Genomic DNA, 19069 nt, shown 5'->3' with positions numbered 1-19069 from the left:
TTTTTTATGCTATTTTTAAATTTACTTGTAATGAATTAGTGTTTGCTTCTAAAATGGCTTTCACTTCCGGGCGGCAACTGCCACAACCCATGCCTGCACCACTCAACTGGCACAATTGTAAATGATCCCTGCATCCTTCATTGATCTTGTTGATAAGATTGCCTTCGCCTACATTGTTACAACTGCATACCAATTTACCAATGACGGGTTCCGGTGCTTTGCCTGACCGAAGTAACTGTAAACGTTTTTCGCTCAACTCGATCTTGTTTTCAATCAGGTTGCGGTATTCGAGGAATTCCGCTTTATCGCCGATCAAAATAGCGCCAATCAGCCGGTCATTGTGGATGATACATTTTTTATAATATCGTTTCGCTTTATCAATAAAGACCACTTCTTCGTAGGCCGGGTCATCCGGGCATTCTACTTCGCCCAACGAACACAGATCCGTGCCATGCATTTTCAGGATATTCATCAATAAGGAACCGCTATAATATTTAGAAATATCTCCGCTTAAATATCTCGCCACGATGTCAGCCTGTTGTTCAGCAGCAGCAGTGATTCCAAATAAGAATCCTTTAAACTCCGCTATTTCTCCAATAGCAAAAACGGAAGGATCATTTGTTTGCAGGTACTCATTTACTACCACGCCGCGTTTACATTCCAGTTGGCTTGCCCTTGCTATTTCAATATTTGGCACGGTACCAATAGCGATCACAATAGCCTGGCAATTGATCATCAAACCACTTTTCAAACGAATGCCGGAAACTGTTGTATCGCCGAGGAATCTTTCTATTTCATCATTATAATAAATATCGACGCCTTTATCTGTAAGTTCTTCATGCAGCAACTGGCTACCCAAAGGATCAAGCTGGCGATCCATTAAACGGGAAATACGTTGAACGATCGTCACTTCCACATTTACCTCACGCAGGGATGCAGCCAGTTCAATACCCAACAAACCACCACCAACGATCACTACCCCGCCTTTTGAAGCATCAACATGCTCTTTAAAATTATCTGCATCTAACCGGCTGCGCATCGTGAAAATGCCCTTCATCGCCGGCACATCCCGCAGCATTGCTGCGCGGCTGCCGGTCGCCATAATCAATACATCATAGGAGTGTACATTTCCTTTATTGTCCGTTACGATTTTCTTTTCCCGGTCAATGTGTTCGATGCTTACGCCGCGATGCAATTTGATATTGTAGTCATACTCCTCTTCGTCAGTCATTTTAACAAGACTGTTCCACGGTAGCGTACCGCTGATATAATCGGGAAGCAATACCCGGTTGTAAAAAGGAAAATCTTCTTTGCTGAATATTTCAATTTCATCTTCCGTATTTAATGCCCGGTAACTTTTTACAAAGCCACAGGCGCCTGCCCCGGCACCGACAACAATAATTTTTTGTCTCGCTTTCTTATGTAATCTTACCTGTACAGCGCTGAATTTAAAATCAGGTTCTTTACTCTTTGCATCTACCAAATTATTGGTGAGATTATTGGCCCTGTTCAGATCGCTGTTCAAAACCTTGCCCCAATGCATCGGGAGGAAAACCACACCTTCTTTAATATCCGTTGACAATTTTGCTTTAACTCTGACATTGCCGCGGTCATTAAAAATTTCAACCAGGTCATTTTCCTTGATGTTTCTGCGGCTGGCATCTTCCGGGTGAATTTCTAAAAAAGCTTCACTGATGTGTTGACGGAGTTTATTCACTTTACCCGTCTTGCTCATGGTATGCCAGTGATCCCGGATGCGACCCGTAGTGAGAATCAAAGGATGTGTTTCATTGACGCCTTCACTTTGGTTACTATCATCAAAGGAGTGAATAATGGCTCTTTGAGATTCGGTATAAAATTTTTTATCCGTGAATAAACGGGGAGTTCCATGGCCATTGATCTCCTTCCTATAAGGCCATTGAACTGTTCTTTTCTTTTTCAGAATACTATAATCCAAATCGCTGATATCGATAGATGTTCCTTTTGTCAATGCCGCATGCTCGGCATAAATCTCCGCGGCATTCTTAAAATCAAATCCACTAAAGCCCATTTTTTGAGCGAAGCGGCAAATGATCTCTGCATCAGGCAATGCTTCACCCGGCGCATCTATAACCTTTGAAAGGAGGGAAATATATCGACCCGCATTGGTCATGGTGCCTTCTTTTTCAACCCATGCAGCTGCGGGTAGAACAACATCGGCATACGATAATGTCTCCAATTTGCTGGTCACATCCTGCACTACAACGAATTTAGCTTTCTTTAAACCTTGCTCTGCTTTGCGCACATCCGGCAAACTGATCAGCGGATTGGTGCAAAGAATCCAGATGGCTTTTAGTTTACCATCGTTCAAGGCATCAAACATTTCTGTAGCCGTCAGGCCTGGCTTTGGTTGGATCGTACCCAACGGTATCTGCCAGAATCTCTCTACTTCGTTCCGGTCTGCTTCATTCAACAGATCCCGATGTGCCGGCAGTAAGTTAGAAAGACCTCCTACTTCTCGTCCACCCATCGCATTGGGCTGACCCGTTAACGAGAATGGTCCCGAGCCGGGTTTGCCAATGTGGCCAGTGATTAGATTAAGATTGATCAGCGAAAGATTTTTATTCACCCCGATCACACTTTGATTCAACCCCATCGTCCACATGGTGATAAACCCTTTTGCATTGCCGATATAAGAAGCTGCCAGCCGGATATCTTTTTCTGCAACGCCACATATAGCAGCCGCTTCAGCAATGGATCTTTCAAAAACAACTTCTTTATATTTTTCAAACCCGTCGGTATGATTTTGTACAAAGTCATCATTGATTTCACCTTCTTCAATAAGACAACGGCCAATGGCATGATGCAGGGTGATATCAGTGCCGGGATTTAGCTGCAAATGAAGATCAGCGATGGAACAGGTTTGTGTCTTGCGTGGATCGCTGACAATAATTTTAATCGCCGGATTTTTCTCTCTTGCTGCTTCCACTCTCCGCCATAATATCGGGTGACACCAGGCAGGATTCGCACCTGCTACAAAAATGCAATCAGCCAGTTCCAGGTCATCATAGCTTACCGGCACACTGTCCTCACCCAAACTCATTTTGTAGCCCACCACCGCACTGCTCATGCAAAGCCGGGAATTGGTATCAATATTATTACTGCCGATAAATCCTTTGATCAGTTTATTGACAACATAATATTCTTCCGTCAGACACTGACCGGAAGCATAGAACGCTACCGAGTCAGGCCCATATTTATCAATAAAAGTTTTGAATACCGCCGCCGTTCTTTCCAGGGCTGCATCCCATGAAACCCTTTGCCGGGGCTGATTGCGGCTATAACGCATTTCCGGATACAGCAACCTGTCAGATTTGTCATTCACCGTATGATGAAGGTTCATTCCCTTACTGCAAAGCATTCCCTTATTGACAGGATGAGATGCATCGCCCTCGACAGAAACTCTGCCGAGCTTATCTTTTTTTACAACAATACCGCAGCCTACTCCACAATAGCAGCAAGTCGTTTTATACTCCCCATCCTTATGGAGAGGTTTTGAAAAATCGTCTATGGAATTTATATCACTCAACTTTTAATTATTTTTTTTTGACAAGCTTTTGTACTGCTATCGGCTTTGTTGCGCCTGCCTGCCGGTAGGCAAGTCGCACTCTTCATCCCTTTGTTCTCTACTGAGCAACCTCATCCTCTTATCCTTCTCCCAGGGAGAAGGACGGTGCTACATTGCAAATCCAAGCTAAATAATCACTACTTCATCTTTTGTTCTCTATTCACCATTTTCGAAGAGCTTTATTCTATCAACTTCTCTGAAAAGCAAGGGCTGTGTGTTGCAAGTCTCCCCTATGGGGGAGATTTAGAGGGGGCCTTTACGCCGCCGCAGCCTCCGATATCGCCACTGGTTCTGCCAATTTATTTTCTACTTCCTTTTTACTCATTAGTCGAACTACCAGCACCACGACGCCTACGGCAAATACCGCAGCGCCGAGATAAAGAAATGCTGCCGAATAGGACATGGATTTAAATAAAAAGCCAATTACCATCGCTCCGACATTACCTCCCGCACCAACGATACCGGCTACACTTCCTACCGCTTTCGGATTAATAAATGGAACAATACTATAAGTGGCGCCATTGGCCATTTTTAAACACAAACCAAAAAAGAACATCATGGTGATAGCCAATACCAAACCTCCTGCATTTGAAAATAACATGATGCCAACGCCTTCCAATAGTAACAGGATTGCCAGCAGGCTTACCTTACCATTAAAACCAAATTTCTTCCCCACTTTATCCGATACAATACCACCCAGTGCACGGGCAAAAAGATTGAGCCAACCGAAAAGACTGGCCAATAAGCCGGCAAAAATCAACGTGGCTTTATAGTCATCATGAAAATAGGAAGCGGCAAAGTTGTCAACCGTGATCTCTACACCGAAGCAAGCAGCATAGGCTATGGTCAATACCCAGGTACGATAATCTTTAGCTGCTGCCAAAAAAGTATTTTCTTTTTTTCCTGTCTCCACAACTGGTAACTCATCAAAATTTCCAGCCGGAGTGTCTTTGGTATATTTCCAATACAGCCACGCCATTACCAATAATAATATCCCGGGAATGATCATGGCATATCTCCAACTGTCCGCCTGGCTTACCCAGCCTGCTCCCACCAATCCCGCTGCGATCAACGGCATCACGATCTGTGTGGCGCCGCCACCTGTATTTCCAAAACCACCGGCGGTTGCATTGGCGGTACCTTTGATATTGGGTGCAAACATCACAGATGTGTGAAACTGCGTTAATACAAACGAAGCCCCGATCACTCCAATTCCCAAACGAAATAACAGGAACGTCATATAACTATCAGCCAGTCCGATCAACATAACCGGGAAAGCACAGATCACCAGTAGCCAGGTATATACCTTACGTGGTCCAAACTTATCTGTCAATCTTCCGATGATCAACCGGGCAATAATAGTAGCGCTAACAGCAGCTATAGCTACATTTCCCTTTTGTGCTTTGGTTAAATGCAATGACTCACTGACAAGTGGCATCAGCGGTGCAATACCAAACCAGGCGAAAAAACAAAAGAAGAAAGTAAGCCAGGTAATATGAAAGGTTTTCATTTGTACACCTTTCAATGAAAAGATATTGAGTTTGTTTAATGGCTGCTGCAATGAATTTTGTTCCATGAACCGGGTTTTAAATATTTAACAGAATCAATGTATATCGTCAATTGAAAATTTATCGATCAATAAGTTCAATAGTTTGTCGTGTGTAGCCATATAAGCCTGGTCATGCACGATCTCTTTTTTATTACGGGGCCGCGGAAGCGGAACATCAATGATTTCTTTGATAGTTGCGGCAGGACCATTATTCAACACTACCACACGATCGCTAAGAAAAATGGCTTCTTCAATATCATGCGTTACCATTACAATTGTCTTTTCCCTGTTATCAAGGTTCCAAAGTTTCAGCAACTCTACATGCATATTACTTTTCGTCAATGCATCAAGTGCACCAAACGGTTCGTCCAATAATAAAATAGACGGATTGATAGCAAAAGCCCGGGCAATGGCCACCCGCTGTTTCATACCACCCGATAGTTGGCCGGGCAGTTTGTCTTTATGATCCCACAAGTTTACCTGTTTCAGATTTTTTGCCACCAGTTCTTTCTTTTCAGCAACTGACAGATCTTTCAAGGCTGAATCAACGGCTTCATAAATATTTCTATATACACTGAGCCATGGCAGCAAAGAATAATTCTGGAAAACAATTCCCCTGTCAGGTCCGGGGCCAGATACCGTTTTTCCATTGGCGACAACCGAACCACTGGTTGGTTTTACCATACCACTGATAGCACTCATCAACGTTGACTTACCACAACCGGAGTGACCGATCAATGAAACGATCTCCCCTTTTTTCACAGATAAGGAGATTTCTTTGATCGCAGTATAGATCCCGTTGGCCGTCTTAAAACTAACCGTCAGGTTATCCACTTCAATAGCATTGCCATAAATGGCCGAGTCAATCAACTCTTCCGCTATCGAGTCGGTATCTATTTTTATAACAGGAGTTTCCATGATTCGCTTTTTAAAATTTTAAAATGGTTATGATGCATAACTGTATTTGTGCTGCAATGCAGAAAATGCTCTGTCCAGCAACAAACCAATCACACCAATTATTAGTATAGCTGCCACCACTTTTTCAAGGCTCGAAGCATTCCAGCTATCCCATACAAAAAAGCCGATACCAGCGCCACCGGAAAGCATTTCGGCGGCAACGATCACCAACCAGGCTACACCGATACTTAATTTCAGCCCGGTAAAAATGTAAGGAAGACTAAACGGCAAATAAATTTTGATAATGGTCTTCCATTTTGAAAATCCAAAAGCTTTGCCCACGTTTTTATGATCGTTGGGAACAGAAGCAACACCCAATGCTGTATTGACCAGCGTTGGCCAGATACAGGTAATAAAAACGGCGAAGACTGCGGCCTTATCAGATGCTTCAAACAATGCAAGCCCTAAAGGAAACCATGCTAATGGAGAAACCGGGCGCAATACCTGGATAGCGGGATTTAGTATCCGCATCATGGTTTTACTGGAACCAATCAGGTAACCCACCGGCAGTGCTACCATGGTAGCTAACAGGAATCCTTTAAACACTGTCACCAAAGATTTCAACAATTGGTGACCGATGCCTTTATCATTGGGGCCGTTATCATAAAAAGGATCTTTCCACAGATCATATAAGGTGCCCAAAACTTTTGAAGCCGACGGAATAGGTATTTTATTGGATGCAGTAATCCAACTGGCTATATCAAACAGGCCCAGCAACAGGGCAATTCCTATTACAAAATAAACGGCTGGTAAAAACTTTTTTATCATAACCTTTTTTTTAATGTTTGGAGCCTAACAGTCTTCGCCCCTGATTTATTTTTTGATATAAGCGGCAATATTTGCCGGATCAAATGTTTTGTTTTCAATTGCCAGTTTAAACGGCTTCATGTCATCGTTGGGCGAAGGAACTTTCATCTCCGCTATCACTTCATTGTACAGATCCTGCATGACAATTTTATCAGCAATGGCTTTATAATCGGCAGGCGCAGTCTTTAACAAACCCCACTCTACGTATTTCGCCAGAGCCCACATGCCATAACTTTTGCGGGGGAAATTGGTGTTGCCGCCATCAAAAAACTTCATGTAGTCGTCAGTATACTTTTTTTCACCAAACTTGTTACCCACATTATTGATACCCATCAGCCTTGCTTCAATTACCGCTGCCGGTGCATTTACATATTGTTGTTGCCCGATAATTTCAGCTGCTTTCTTCCTGTTCTCCATGGTGTCCAACCATTGGGAAGCCCTGATCACCGCTTTCATGATTTTCTTCAGGTCATCTTTTTTGTCAGCGCTGAATTTTTCATTTACCACCAGCGCTTTTTCCGGATGATTTTTCCATATTTCCTGCGAAGCAATATGCGTAAAACCTATACCATCTTTTACCGCTACACCGTTCCAGGGTTCACCTACGCAGAAACCGTCCATATTATCTACTTTCATGTTGGCAACCATTTGCGGAGGAGGAATAGTTTTGATCCCTACTTTGTTAGCATCGATTCCCACTGCTGACAACCAGGTACGCAACCAAATATCATGGGTTCCACCTGGAAAGGTCATGGCGAATTGAACTTGTTTAGCGGCATTTAATTTATCAACCGCAGAAGCTACTTTCGATGTTTCATTATTTCCCACCAGGTCGCCGAATTTATTAGCGAGTGTAATGGCTTGCCCGTTATTATTAATAATCATCGCTATTTTCATTACACTTTCAGCTTTACCGCCAACACCGCTATATACAGAAAACGGCATGCTGAATAAACAATGGGCCCCGGTCAACTCACCTGTTATTATTTTATCACGGATATTGGCCCAGGACGCTTCTTTCGACAATTCAACATTTACTCCTTCCTGCTCAAAGTAGCCAAGCTCTTTGGCCATTACAAGCGAAGCGCAATCGGTGAGCGGAATAAATCCAAGTTTATAGGCTGCGGCTGTTTCTTTCTTTTCTTCTGCAGGGGCACCTTTTGTTTCGCTGTTGCAGGAGCTAAAAGTGGCGAGTGCAAACAGAGCAATGAATAAAACAGAAAATATATTGATAGTTATCTTTTTCATTTCGTTGTGTTTTTAAAGAATGATCACTTAAATAAAAATTCCGGTCTGATGTTGATCATCAGGTAACTCCAGGTACCTGTAAGTTTGGCAGTATTGGGAGTAATACCTTTTGCATATTCCATGCTTTTGGTAGCAGCCATCAGGCTAAAGCCCCATTCCAGCGATACTGTTTTGTTTAATGCATAGGTGGTAAGCAGATCAAACTCACTGCCGAGATATTTATCAATCGCATTACCATTTACATCCTTCATATCTTTTGCCAGCAGGAAGTAGTGATAATCGAGCCCTGCAGTGAACCGTTTATTCTTGCTGCCATACTTTATTTTAAAATAAGGATCATTCAAACCGCCTGCAGGAGAGCCGGTACCTACATAGAAATAATCCATCGTTCCCCAAAATTTGTGCGGTGTGCCATATAACGGATCAAAACGATGATTGGTAGGACCGGAGCTAAAAGCATCATTGCCGGAAACGTAATCCCATCCGGCTGTATAACTAAATTTCTTTTTCGTAAGCGTCAAAGCCAGTGTTGAGGTATACCCACTCAGATCAATCCCATCTTTATCTTTTCCTGCCTGGTAATAAAAACCTGCGGTTACTGCCAATGATTTGGTTTTATTCAACGGGCTATTCAGCAGCACACCGGAAGTGATACGGCTATATGTACCTTTTTGATTGAAGCGACGGCCATATACATAACCCGGTTCGATTACATTGGATGTTTGTACAGAATCCAGTTTATATTTTCCAAAATGATCGGCTACTACAAGACCGGTTACTTTGGTATTTTTAAATGTTTTGGCTGCATATAAAAACTGTAATGATTTGTAGTTTTGGTTCATCCCGTTGGTAGAAGGAGGATTCACGAATGAGGGATTCCCTCCTTTACTGCTCAATCCTGATCCATTCATTAATGGTACAAGGCCGGTTGGAGTAGCCACTAAAAATCCTTTACTGTCTTTTACAGTGGCCGGCACATTGGCGGGTGTGTAATACACGCCATTGTAATTAAATGCATCTGTATTTTGATTAAAGGCAAAACCTGCATCAAGTTGCCAGCCTTTATCTAAAAATTTAAACACCGCTGCATCGTGACGGCGTGCTTGCTGCAACCAATCAAGATTTCCCAGCAAACGGCTGTCGTCATACAATAATTCCTGGCGACCAACTTTCAAAGCAAAATAATCGACAGGTGATTTTTTAAATGAACTGTCCTTTTTATTAGCAAGAATAATTTCTGCCCAGGCTTCATGCAAACCCAGCCTGCTGCCATCTGCGTTACTGATTGTAGATGCATCCTGGCCCCATACTCTCACATCCTGTACAGATGTCTGGAGTATCACTCTGCCTGCCTTGTAATTGAAAGTAAGCCGGCTTCTCTGCGAGGTAAAAAATGAGGCGTCATTGGTTTTAGCCCGCAGAGTGCCTAAACCATTCCTGTACTCTGTACGGGTTCTTACCTGTCCCGTCAGTGTAAGCTGACCGCTTGCTTTGAAAAGTGAGATCATCGCAAAGAAAATCAGCAAAATGGCTTTGGGTGCTTTTGTCTTTTTCTTCATAAATTTGCTTTGGTTTTTAAGTTGTGAACAATTTAGAATCCTCCCCCGGCTCGAGCTTCCATTTCGTCCGGGGCTTTTTTTGTACTGCCAGGAATTGGTTTTCCTGCCATATTTTTTATTTAGCTATTATTTTTTTAATCCTGAATTCCGATAAACACTTTTCCATTCTCCACCTTCACTTCGTACGTTTTAATAGAACACTCATCGCCGCTCAGGCATTCCCCTGTTTTTAACGAAAATGTTCTTTTGTGAAAAGGACAGGCCACTTTAGGTTCATCACCCTGGCTGCCGATCATGCCACGGCTCAGTGCCATTTGATTCCGATGGGGGCATTCATTTTGGGTTGCATACCATTCATTCATCCGGGTGAAATGAAACAAAGCGATCTGTTTATCCTTATACTTTACACATACGCCGCCGTTAGCAGGCATATCATCCACCCTGCATGCTAAAAACCAGGTCATTGTTTTTTCTTCAATCATAGTTTGATTCCTTTTTTAAAAAATTATGATCAGTTTCTGTTGTTTCCGGGATAGTAAGAAGCAATAGAAGTCTGCTGCACTTTTCATACAGCCAGCAATCGTTTAATATGATGAAATCGTTTACCTGAAAACTGGCAAACAATCGTGAAGGAAAATTTTCAGAGGGAATGGATCTTTATTGATAATTATGGCAAATCAAATTATTTCCACTCCTTCGCCCTCTTCTGTTCACGCATCGGGTCAAATTGTACGGTCGGATCTTTTTCTTCCGGTGCATTGATAAAGTGGCTGAACCGTTTGCGAAGCTCAGGGCTTTCAACAGCGGCTTTCCATTCACATTCATAACTGTCAACTAATAACTGCATTTCTTTTTCCCACTCTTCTGCCATACCCAGGCTATCATTGATCACTACATTGCGCAGGTAATTAATACCGCCGTCCATTTTATTGAGCCAGGTTGCTGTTCTTGTCAATGGATCGGCAGTTTTTATATAAAACATGAGAAAACGATCGATGTATTTGATACAGGTTTCATCGTCAACATCAGTAGCGAGTAATAAGGCGTGTTGTGGTTTGCTGCCGCCATTGCCACATACATATAAGTTCCATCCTTTCTCTGTTGCGATGATGCCGAAATCTTTGCTCTGCGCCTCGGCACACTCCCTGATACAACCGGATACAGCCGATTTAATTTTATGCGGAGCCCGTAACCCACGGTAACGTTCTTCAATGCGAATAGCGTAACTGACACTATCATGCAATCCAAACCGGCACCAGGTGCTGCCTACACAACTCTTCACAGTTCTCAAAGCTTTACCGTATGCGTGGCCACTTTCAAAACCTGCTTCAATCAATTCCGCCCATATTTCAGGAAGGTCATTCACGTGTGCGCCAAACATATCAATACGCTGGCCACCCGTGATTTTTGTATAGAGATTATATTTTTTAGCGATCTGACCAATGACGATCAGTTTATCAGGCGTGATCTCACCACCCGGTATACGTGGAACTACAGAGTAAGTGCCGCCTTTTTGTATATTGGCCAGGAACCTGTCATTGCTATCTTGCGCCGTTGCATTTCCTTTTTTCAGGATCATTTCATTCCACAAACTGGCGAGTATTGAAGCAACAGCAGGTTTACATACTTCACAACCATGGCCGGTACCCAATTTATCCAGCACATCATCATATGTTTTGAGGTCATGAATTTTTACAAGGTCAAACAACTCCTGCCGGCTGTGACTGAAATGTTCGCAAAGAACATTGCGGACATATTTGCCCTGCGATTTCATGGCGTGCACCATCAGATCTTTTACCATTGGTACACATCCACCGCAACCTGTTCCGGCTTTTGTACATTTTTTTATAGCATCAACTGTGTCACAATTATTTTCTGTTACCGCACTGCAAATACCTGCTTTTGTTACACTCTCGCAACTGCAGATCAGCGCATCATCAGGTAAGCTTAAAAGGCCTGCACCAGCATCGCCCTCGCCTCCTCTTGCACCCAATATCAGGTCTTCGGGATTGGGTGGCAGCACTACTTTATTCTTACAAGTCTGCAACAACATATTGTATTGCTCCGCCTCTCCTACCAAAATACCACCCAGCAGTTGCTTGCCATCACCGCTTATATTGATGCGCTTGTAAATACCTTTCATGCTATCATCAAGCACAATGGACCGGACATCATTGCCAGCGATAAATGGATCACCAAAACTGGCCACATCTACACCAATCAGTTTTAATTTGGTGCTCATATCAAATCCCATGAAAGACTTATGGCCACCCAACAAATTTTCAACGACTACATCGGCCATCTCGTAACCAGGAGCCACCAGGCCATAGATCATACCGCTGTGCAAAGCACACTCTCCAATAGCGAAAATTTCAGGATCAGAAGTTTGTAATTTGTCATTAACCACTATACCACCGCGGTTGCCAGTTTCTAACCCAGAAGTTTTTGCCAGCTCATCCCGCGGTTTGATCCCGGCAGAAATCACCAGCATATCTATATCCATTGAACTGTTGTCAGAAAAACTCATTCCTTTTATACAGTCATCACCGAGAATGGCAGAAGTATTTTTAGAAGTATGGATAGTAAGACCTAATGTCTCGAGTTTTGATTGCAATAATTTTGAGCCTGCTTCATCAATTTGACGTGGCATTAAACGGGGAGCAAATTCTATCACTTGCGTATCGGTAATACCCAGATCGAGCATAGCTTTTGCAGCTTCAAGACCTAACAAACCGCCGCCGATCACGGCTCCTTTTTTTGATTTTTTCGCCCAGGCTGTCATCAACTCCAGGTCTTCTATAGTCCTATAGATAAATACACCTTCCTTTTCTATACCGGGGATAGGCGGAACAAATGCTGCTGAACCTGTTGCTAATATCAGGTAGTCGTAAGGGGCAGTAATGCCATGGTGAGAGTAAACTGTTTTGTTGACGCGGTCGATGCTTTGAATGGGATCACCTAAATATAGCTGGATATTATTGGTGGCATACCAACCGGCAGGAGCCATCGTAAGATCGTCGGCTGACTTTCCTGCAAAAAATTCACTTAAATGGACCCGGTCATAGGCAGGTCTCATCTCTTCTCCAAACACGGTTATTTCCATCAACCGGGCAGTATCACGGGCTACTAGTTTTTCACAAAACTTGTACCCTACCATTCCATTTCCTACTACCACTATCTTCATAAGCTAGACTTTTAAAATTTAAGTGTGGTAGCAAACAATCGTATTAGCAAATAATATATATAATGTATTTCCTGAAAACAACTAAATAAATCACATTAAAATATTACTCATGTAATAAAATTAGGACTTTTTATTTAATTTTAGTCCATTCTTCAAAATAATTTTTAAAATACTATTAAATATATATATGACTACTTCCACATTGTCCCTCGTAGGAGCCGGTCCCGGAGATCCGGAGCTGATTACAATGAAGGCCATCCGTTGTATAAAACAGGCCGATGTAATATTATATGATGCGTTGGCTAATGAGGTTTTGCTGGATTATGCCCGCCCGGATGCCATTAAAAAGTTTGTTGGGAAGAGATTTGGCTGCCATGCACTTTCCCAGGATGAAATAAATATGCTAATTCTTGAGTATGCCCGTTCCCATGATCGTATAGTGAGGCTAAAAGGCGGAGACCCTTTTGTCTTTGGGAGAGCCCAGGAAGAAATTGAAGTTGCCAGGCAGGCAGGTATTCACGTTGAGGTTATTCCCGGAATATCCAGCGCATTAGCGGTGCCTGCCATGCAAATGATACCTCTCACTAACAGGGGCATGGCCGAAAGCTTTTGGGTAACTACCGGTACTACAAGATCAGGCGACATTTCCAATGATATCAGGCTGGCTGCACAATCCACGGCAACGGTAATTATTTTGATGGCTATGAGCAAGCTCGAAGCTATTATGGACATATTTAAAGGACATAATAAAGCCAACACGCCGGTCGCTATCATTCAAAACGGAACGACCAAAGATGAAAAGTGGATAACCGGTACTGTAAAAGATATAGTATTCAAAGCCGAATTTGCCTGCATTACCAACCCGGCCATCATCGTAGTAGGCGAAGTGGTACAACTCCACCCATCCCTGCTGAAAAAAGAACTGCACCAGCAAATCGATCATTCACAATTTTCCAGGAGATAATTTTAATATGCTCCTTTCAGACTAATATTGCCCGGCATTAATTTTAAAAACGGCTATGAAGCAAAATAAAAAAAGCTGTGATCTGCATAGTTGTGTATTATGCAGGCAATGTGTAAAGGACTGGCTGCCCGCTATCGATGCTAATCGAAAAAGCTTCCATTTTAAAAAAGGCGAATTGCTTTTTAAAGAGGGAGAAGCGATGACCGGGATGTTTTTTGTAAATCACGGTCTTGTAAAAGTGCACAAAAAGTGGAACGACGATAAAGAGCTGATCTTGCGCATTGCCAGGAGTGGTGATATTGTCGGCCACAGGGGATTGGGAGCTGATACGATCTATCCTGTTTCAGGCACTGCGTTGGCGCCGACCGATGTATGTTACATCGATCTTGATTTTTTTGACAGTACATTGAAAGTAAATCCCGGCTATCTATACCACCTAATGATGTTTTTTGCTGCGGAATTAAAGGAATCGGAGAAAAGAATGCGCAACCTGGCGCATATGCCGGTAAAAGGAAGAATTGCAAATGCCCTTCTTTACCTGCAACAAAAATTTGGCGTCACTCCAGAAGGTAGTATTGATATCATCCTGAGCCGCCAGGACCTTGCCTCCTACACCGGCACCACATACGAAACACTTTTCCGGGTGATGAATGAACTTGCCGAAGAAAATAGCCTAAAGGTGATTGGAAAAAATATTTTTATTCTTAATGAAGAAGCGTTGATAAACTATACAAGACAGGAATAAACCATAAAAAATAAAAAGGATGGGGTTCTTATAACCCCATCCATCTTTAACTCACTGCAATTTCTTTTGTCGCTTTGACCTGGGCTTTTGATTTCGGTAACTCCAGGTTTAATATACCGTCTTTATAAGTTGCTGCTATGCTATCATCTTTTACATTATCAGGCAGGTGGAAACTGCGTGTAAAAGAACTGTAGCTATACTCTCGACGGGTATATTCTTTCCTGTCTCCGGTTTCAGTCTTTTCTGATTTTGCTTCAGCACTGATCGTAAGAATATCATCGTCCACTTTTAATTTAAAATCCTCCTTCTTAAAACCAGGCGCCACCACTTCAACAGAATAGGCTGTTTCACTTTCTGAAATATTTACTGCCGGAAAATCCCTCTCCCATTTTGACAACCAGTTGTTGTCAAAAAAATTATCGACATTAAAAAACTCTCTCCATGGAGTCATCGCCCTGTTGCTTTTGATTTGGTTTGCCATAAGTTTCCTTTTTAATGGTTAGAAATATAAAAATGAGCCACAAACTTGATACCATAGAAAGCATCGGCTATCCGTTTTGAAATCAGGTTGTTTTATAAGAGCTTGTACTCATTGTGGAATACTTGCCCCATTAAAAACGAATTCAATTGCCCTTAATGCGATTAATAAATGAACGGAAAGTCCTCCTGTTCCACCCTTCAAACCTTCCCCGCTGAACGATCAAATGATTTGCCCCCGGCTTGTCAAGAAAGTAATGAAAAGTAAATTTTTCGTGGGGGTCGTACCAACCAACCACCTGGCCAAAGCGAAGAACATTAAACACCAGTGTATCGTGACTATTTTCAACCGTATAAAAATCGCCGGCAAAGCGCAACAGGTCTTCCACTTCATCTTTATCGTTTACGTTAATCAATAAAGAATCGTTCTTTGGAAAATAAGTCAGGGAGGTCGGCCCATGATCAAAGACCGAACGATATCCCACCCAAAAACCATTTTTGTCTTTTATCACTGTATACCAAAGCCAGGTATTAAAAGGCGACGGAGTTAAAATATAGCTACCTCTTTCAACGGGAATATTTTTGTCAGCAAGGTCCTTTCTTAATTTTTCATCCACGGATAATTTATTGACCAAAGCATACACCAGGTATACTGCGGCTAAACTTATTCCTAACCATGCCGCCCATTTTCTTCTTTTGTGTGTTAATGCCGCTATCAATAAAAAAACGAACCCTAAGAAAGCACCGACAGAAAAAAAAGGATCGGCTACATACAATACATGAAAAGAAAAACGATTGTGACTAAATGGCTCGAACCAACCTGTACCGTAAGCATTGAAAGTATCAATAAATACATGGGAAAATATATTGATACTAAAAAGAAATAACCATCGCACCCGGGATATAGGCCGGTTAGGAAATATTTTCCATGAGACAACCGATAATACTAAGGTCATGATGACCCCAAACAAGATGGAGTGAGTGAAACCCCGATGCGCCAGCAAATCATCCGAAGTGCCTAACCACATTTGAGGAATAAAATCAACATCAGGAATGGATTGGCCGATGGCACCCAACAACAGGGCTTTTTTGCCTAATACTTTTCCGGCTACCACTTCCCCGATACAGGATCCCAGGACAATATGCGTTAACGTATCCAAATAAAAGGATTGATTGTTGAGTAGTTATAAATTTCCTGATTTTTTCAACCTCTTCCCTATCAATCAAGAAAGATACCAACCGGGCTGGCACTAAAAAAATGTAACTTTGAAGAGATGATATTACCAGGCTTTTCAATGTTTTTTTATGGAAGAAAATAAAATACCAGCATCCGACGAAATCATCCGTCAAAAAATAGCTGAGCTTCTCTTCAATGACCCGACCATCGATAGCGGCAGGATCCAGGTGGAGGTTACAAATGGCGAAGCGCTTTTAAAAGGCCATATTGATACGGAGGTTGAAAAGCAAAGGTCCGAAGAACTGGCCCGAAGCGTTGAAGGAGTAAAAAAAGTAGTCAACCACTTGCATATCGATGTAGGTTTGGCACATGCACTGAGTAACATAGCTGCACACATACAGGGAGATATTATTAAAGGAGATGATGATGATACTAGTAAAATCTAAACCTCTACTTCCAGGTATTTCTCAGAAACCGTAACCAGTTACCGTGCATAATTTTTTCAATGTCATTTGCAGAATAACCTCTTTTTGTAAACAGATCCGGCAGCTTTTGCAGATCGGCTATTGTTTCCAAATCATAAGGACATTGCTCCCTGCCAAATGCTCCGTCTAAATCGGAACCAATTCCAATATGATCAGCATTGCCGGCCAACTGGCAAATATGATCCAGGTGATCAATCATGATTTCAAGATTACAATTCATTGATTGCGGAGTTGATTCGCCTCTTACCCAATTGGGAACCATCATCCATGCATCCAACGCTCCACCGATTACGGCACCACGGTTGATCAATTCTTTAATTTGCTCATCACTGAGCTGGCGGTTATGATCCACCAATGCCCTTACATTATTATGACTTGCCCATACAGGTCCATGAAAATGATCCATTGCCTGCCAGAAAGCATCATCACATAAATGCGTTGCATCCAAAATAATATTCAACTCTTCCATTCTTTTTAACAACGCCAGGCCATTTGCATTCATTTTGCCCATGGCATCGGTACCGTTTGCATATCTTCCGGGGCCATAATGTGCCGGGCCTACAGCTCTTAATCCATATTGAAAAGCTTTCTCCAGGTGCTGTATAGTAACAATTGAATCGGCTCCTTCCAAACTTAACATATACCCAATGGGCTTGTCGTGATTTGAATTTTGATTTGCCCAAAGGGCAATATGCTTTTCCAAAGAAGCGGCATTGTTTATTTGTATCATCTCTCCTTCTTCTTCCATCGCTTTATACCAAGCCAGTTGCCCCTGTGTTTGTGCCCAGGCCTGTTCGGGTGAATGCCAGCCCGGCAATGGATTGCCTGCCGCTACGTATCTTCCTATTTGCGTAGCTACAACCAAACCAATATTCCCCTTTCTTAATTCGGGTAGTGATACGGTTGCCTTGCCGCGGTCGGGTTTGTCCGTTAATCCTTTTTCTCTTTCATTGATTTCAGCAACGGGCCGTTTTAAATCACGGTTCCATTCCAGTGCATTCATGCTGAGATCGAGATGGGCATCTATTGTAAACATATTTGGTAAATGTTCAACGCTCTCCCGACGCTATCGGGATCAATGATTAATCTTCAAGAGAGATCAACGTTCTTCAATTGAGCATTTTGATTGAGGTTTTATTTATTGTATCAGCAATTAATTATAGACTGATTTTCCTGTCACGGGCAGCGATCTTCCATTCGCCGGTAACAACACCGCCTTCCACGGTAAATGCCATTTCGTATAATGCACAGGTGGGACACACATGAACTGGCATCCCATAAAGCACATCGCCAATTTTATACCTGTGCCCTTTCTCAGCTCTTAACACCAGGTGTTCTTCACTTTGGCCAATGAATTCCAGACCCGGTGCATTTAAAAATTGTACCCGGTTAGCCAACACATTTTCCGCAGCGATGGATTTATGTCCAAGATCAGTACATATAATCGTTTCATCCGGTAGTGAAATGATACGGCTGATAACTAATGCCGCAGGCAAAAATGGTTGTTCTTTATATTTTTTTACATAACCCGCATCCCAGTAAATAAATGTGCCGGGACTGCATTCTACGTTTTCTCTTTTTACATGAACAGGAAATGTCGGTGACCCACCGGCGACAATTACCGGCTCCTCGTATCCCTTTTGCAATAATTCTCTTTTTATTTTTTCAACCGATGCAAATGCTTCATCAGCTTTTGTTGTTCTTGTGGCAAGATCCTCATCCACAATATGACCATCGTATGCATGCAATCCAATAGGCTCCATTCCTTTTAACTGCAAACAAAATTCGTACAGGTTAACAGCGTTCGCCGGCAAAATGCCGGTTCGGTTCATTCCCACATTCAGGTCAATAAATACCGGAATAGTTATACCGGCGTCAAATGCGCCTGCAGCAATATGCTGAGCGGCATTTTTGTTATCGACAAGACACGAAAACCTGGTTGCCGGATATTGCTTTATTAATGCAATGAATCGCTGAATTTTCGGACCGACGGGTTGGTAAGCCAGCAACACATCCGGCGCATTGACTGTTGCCAGCATTTCCGCTTCGGCAATGGTTGCACATTTGAATTTGCTGATACCTGCTTCCAGCATCAATAAAGTCACGTCGGCTGACTTGTGTGTTTTTACATGCGGACGCAACCGGTCTATGTCCCCGATCAGTGCCTTTATCAAAGCAATATTTTCCTTTACCCGGTCGGGATACACTACCAATGCCGGCGAATCTATTTCGTGAATATTTTTGATCTTATACCATTCTTCCATAACAGACGATTATACTATCAAAATAAAACAGCCTTACCGGTTTAAA

Annotated in this window: 15 protein-coding genes; 3 read left to right on the top strand and 12 right to left on the bottom strand. The window is 42.5% G+C overall.

Going from position 1 to position 19069, the window contains the following annotated elements; all coding sequences use genetic code 11:
• Positions 1-4 precede the first annotated feature (4 nt).
• The 8 genes from P2W73_RS10230 to nirB all read right to left on the bottom strand — a co-directional run bounded on the left by P2W73_RS10230 (position 5) and on the right by nirB (position 12911).
• Positions 5-3568 (bottom strand): nitrate reductase, encoded by a 3564-nt coding sequence (locus P2W73_RS10230; protein WP_276501932.1) that lies wholly within the window; start codon positions 3566-3568, stop codon positions 5-7.
• 295 nt (positions 3569-3863) lie between these two features.
• Positions 3864-5183 carry an MFS transporter gene (locus P2W73_RS10225; RefSeq protein ID WP_276501931.1) on the bottom strand — a complete coding sequence of 440 codons (1320 nt, stop codon included), beginning with the start codon at positions 5181-5183 and terminating at the stop codon, positions 3864-3866.
• A gap of 27 nt (positions 5184-5210) precedes the next feature.
• A complete protein-coding gene (locus P2W73_RS10220; RefSeq protein ID WP_276501930.1) occupies positions 5211-6074 on the bottom strand; it encodes an ABC transporter ATP-binding protein in 864 nt (287 codons plus the stop codon).
• A 27-nt stretch (positions 6075-6101) separates the two neighbouring features.
• A complete protein-coding gene (ntrB, locus tag P2W73_RS10215; protein WP_276501929.1) occupies positions 6102-6881 on the bottom strand; it encodes a nitrate ABC transporter permease in 780 nt (259 codons plus the stop codon).
• Positions 6882-6926: 45 nt separating this feature from the next.
• The gene (locus P2W73_RS10210; protein ID WP_276501928.1) at positions 6927-8168 is read right to left on the bottom strand and encodes a CmpA/NrtA family ABC transporter substrate-binding protein; all 1242 of its coding nucleotides are present in this window, start codon (positions 8166-8168) and stop codon (positions 6927-6929) included.
• Between the two features lie 23 nt (positions 8169-8191).
• A complete protein-coding gene (locus P2W73_RS10205) occupies positions 8192-9727 on the bottom strand; it encodes an alginate export family protein (RefSeq protein ID WP_276501927.1) in 1536 nt (511 codons plus the stop codon).
• A 134-nt stretch (positions 9728-9861) separates the two neighbouring features.
• Positions 9862-10209, bottom strand: coding sequence for a nitrite reductase small subunit NirD (gene nirD, locus P2W73_RS10200; RefSeq protein ID WP_276501926.1), 348 nt, complete (start codon positions 10207-10209; stop codon positions 9862-9864).
• A 200-nt stretch (positions 10210-10409) separates the two neighbouring features.
• Positions 10410-12911 carry a nitrite reductase large subunit NirB gene (gene nirB, locus P2W73_RS10195; RefSeq protein ID WP_276501925.1) on the bottom strand — a complete coding sequence of 834 codons (2502 nt, stop codon included), beginning with the start codon at positions 12909-12911 and terminating at the stop codon, positions 10410-10412.
• 187 nt (positions 12912-13098) lie between these two features.
• Here nirB and cobA point away from each other — a divergent pair, with 187 nt between their 5' ends.
• A complete protein-coding gene (cobA, locus tag P2W73_RS10190; protein ID WP_276501924.1) occupies positions 13099-13875 on the top strand; it encodes a uroporphyrinogen-III C-methyltransferase in 777 nt (258 codons plus the stop codon).
• A 55-nt stretch (positions 13876-13930) separates the two neighbouring features.
• Positions 13931-14620, top strand: a complete 690-nt coding sequence (locus tag P2W73_RS10185) for a Crp/Fnr family transcriptional regulator (protein ID WP_276501923.1) — start codon at positions 13931-13933, stop codon at positions 14618-14620.
• A 46-nt stretch (positions 14621-14666) separates the two neighbouring features.
• On the opposite strand, the gene P2W73_RS10180 is transcribed toward P2W73_RS10185, so the two are convergent.
• Both P2W73_RS10180 and P2W73_RS10175 read right to left on the bottom strand, forming a co-directional pair.
• Positions 14667-15101, bottom strand: a complete 435-nt coding sequence (locus P2W73_RS10180; protein ID WP_276501922.1) for an Hsp20/alpha crystallin family protein — start codon at positions 15099-15101, stop codon at positions 14667-14669.
• 142 nt (positions 15102-15243) lie between these two features.
• Positions 15244-16257, bottom strand: coding sequence for a metal-dependent hydrolase (locus P2W73_RS10175; RefSeq protein ID WP_276501921.1), 1014 nt, complete (start codon positions 16255-16257; stop codon positions 15244-15246).
• A gap of 145 nt (positions 16258-16402) precedes the next feature.
• Here P2W73_RS10175 and P2W73_RS10170 point away from each other — a divergent pair, with 145 nt between their 5' ends.
• Positions 16403-16720, top strand: coding sequence for a BON domain-containing protein (locus P2W73_RS10170; protein ID WP_276501920.1), 318 nt, complete (start codon positions 16403-16405; stop codon positions 16718-16720).
• A gap of 4 nt (positions 16721-16724) precedes the next feature.
• Here P2W73_RS10170 and P2W73_RS10165 read toward each other — a convergent pair whose 3' ends face one another.
• Together P2W73_RS10165 and P2W73_RS10160 are read right to left on the bottom strand one after the other, a co-directional pair.
• Positions 16725-17795 carry a dipeptidase gene (locus P2W73_RS10165; protein WP_276501919.1) on the bottom strand — a complete coding sequence of 357 codons (1071 nt, stop codon included), beginning with the start codon at positions 17793-17795 and terminating at the stop codon, positions 16725-16727.
• Positions 17796-17916: 121 nt separating this feature from the next.
• Complete coding sequence (locus P2W73_RS10160; protein WP_276501918.1) at positions 17917-19023, bottom strand: D-TA family PLP-dependent enzyme; 1107 nt, start codon at positions 19021-19023, stop codon at positions 17917-17919.
• Positions 19024-19069 lie beyond the last annotated feature (46 nt).

The organism is Terrimonas pollutisoli (assembly GCF_029360765.1).
GTDB classification, from domain to species: domain Bacteria; phylum Bacteroidota; class Bacteroidia; order Chitinophagales; family Chitinophagaceae; genus Terrimonas_B; species Terrimonas_B pollutisoli.
The sequence above is the reverse complement of the archived record's forward strand: the minus strand, read 5'-3'. Positions and strand labels throughout refer to the sequence as shown.

What these genes read in the sequence shown, in the direction of transcription:
- P2W73_RS10170 (WP_276501920.1), top strand. Translation starts at nt 16,403, where the DNA reads ATGGAAGAAAATAAAATACCAGCATCCGACGAAATCATCCGTCAAAAA.
- P2W73_RS10205 (WP_276501927.1), bottom strand. Translation starts at nt 9,727, where the DNA reads ATGAAGAAAAAGACAAAAGCACCCAAAGCCATTTTGCTGATTTTCTTT.
- P2W73_RS10165 (WP_276501919.1), bottom strand. Translation starts at nt 17,795, where the DNA reads ATGTTTACAATAGATGCCCATCTCGATCTCAGCATGAATGCACTGGAA.
- P2W73_RS10185 (WP_276501923.1), top strand. Translation starts at nt 13,931, where the DNA reads ATGAAGCAAAATAAAAAAAGCTGTGATCTGCATAGTTGTGTATTATGC.
- cobA (WP_276501924.1), top strand. Translation starts at nt 13,099, where the DNA reads ATGACTACTTCCACATTGTCCCTCGTAGGAGCCGGTCCCGGAGATCCG.
- nirD (WP_276501926.1), bottom strand. Translation starts at nt 10,209, where the DNA reads ATGATTGAAGAAAAAACAATGACCTGGTTTTTAGCATGCAGGGTGGAT.
- P2W73_RS10225 (WP_276501931.1), bottom strand. Translation starts at nt 5,183, where the DNA reads ATGGAACAAAATTCATTGCAGCAGCCATTAAACAAACTCAATATCTTT.
- nirB (WP_276501925.1), bottom strand. Translation starts at nt 12,911, where the DNA reads ATGAAGATAGTGGTAGTAGGAAATGGAATGGTAGGGTACAAGTTTTGT.
- P2W73_RS10220 (WP_276501930.1), bottom strand. Translation starts at nt 6,074, where the DNA reads ATGGAAACTCCTGTTATAAAAATAGATACCGACTCGATAGCGGAAGAG.
- P2W73_RS10160 (WP_276501918.1), bottom strand. Translation starts at nt 19,023, where the DNA reads ATGGAAGAATGGTATAAGATCAAAAATATTCACGAAATAGATTCGCCG.
- ntrB (WP_276501929.1), bottom strand. Translation starts at nt 6,881, where the DNA reads ATGATAAAAAAGTTTTTACCAGCCGTTTATTTTGTAATAGGAATTGCC.
- P2W73_RS10210 (WP_276501928.1), bottom strand. Translation starts at nt 8,168, where the DNA reads ATGAAAAAGATAACTATCAATATATTTTCTGTTTTATTCATTGCTCTG.
- P2W73_RS10180 (WP_276501922.1), bottom strand. Translation starts at nt 15,101, where the DNA reads ATGGCAAACCAAATCAAAAGCAACAGGGCGATGACTCCATGGAGAGAG.